Source organism: Bacillus cereus group sp. N6 (assembly GCF_016483705.1).
Lineage (GTDB): Bacteria > Bacillota > Bacilli > Bacillales > Bacillaceae_G > Bacillus_A > Bacillus_A wiedmannii.
In genome coordinates, this window is sequence record NZ_JAEHBI010000177.1 from 1 (window position 1) to 915 (window position 915).

The window sequence follows — 915 nt, forward strand, 5'->3', positions numbered from 1 at the left end:
TCCAGATTGAATCCAATTCGTTTTCACCTTACCAACTAAATCAATCATTTCCGCTTTAATTTTGATCCTTTCGGCTGTTTGGTTAATCACCGAAATGAGATTTCCTTTTTTCACTTCTGCCAGAATCCCCTCATCTAGCACCTGCAGCTTCGAACCCATCTCTTTCACATAGGCATCTGTCGCAAAATTTCCATCCGCTTCTTTTCTCGTATATACTTCTTTTGATAAAGCGCGTATTTCAATTCCCTCTTTATTTGCTTGGATCATTCGTTGCAAATCCGTTATTTTTTGATTATATGGTTCTGTTGCCACTTTCTCGGCTAATTGTTCCAGTAGATCTTCTTTATTTTGTTTCACCGTCGCCCTAAGATCAGGAATCTGAAACTTGGCAACATAATCTTCTACCTGCTTAATTTCCACTTTTCCCTTGAGTGCATTTGCGGTCGTCTCCCAGCTTGCTTTTGCTTGTTGTAATTGCTCTCCTTGTTCGGTCTGTTTTCGTTCTACTTTTTCTACACTCTGTTCGATACTTTCTGTTCGTTTCTCAAACTCCACCTTTGTAACGGCTCCAATTTCTGTTGGCGTATCTATCCCCATCCTGATCCATTCTGTTCCGTTCCACAGATACAAGAGGTAAGGTGTTTTACTCATATCCAGCCATAACGTTTTATTCGTTTCTAATCCCGTTGTTGGAGCATTCTTAGCTTTGATGATTTCTGTTTGATAGTTTTTCAAGTTTTGTTGCACCTTTTTAGTAAGTGCCTTTGCTGCTTCTGACTCCTTCTTCGCATGACTAGCGGTATCATTCGCATCTTTCACCAATTTATCTAACTGATCTATCATTTCTTGTTTATTGCCAAGTGAACGAAGAATACGATTATAAATCTTTCTTACTTCTTCATTTGGATCAACAAT

1 pseudogene is annotated in these 915 nt (G+C 38.8%); it reads right to left on the reverse strand.

The features are described from left to right. Positions 1 to 915 (reverse strand): annotated as a pseudogene (locus tag JDS99_RS30745) (phage tail spike protein); the annotation flags it as partial.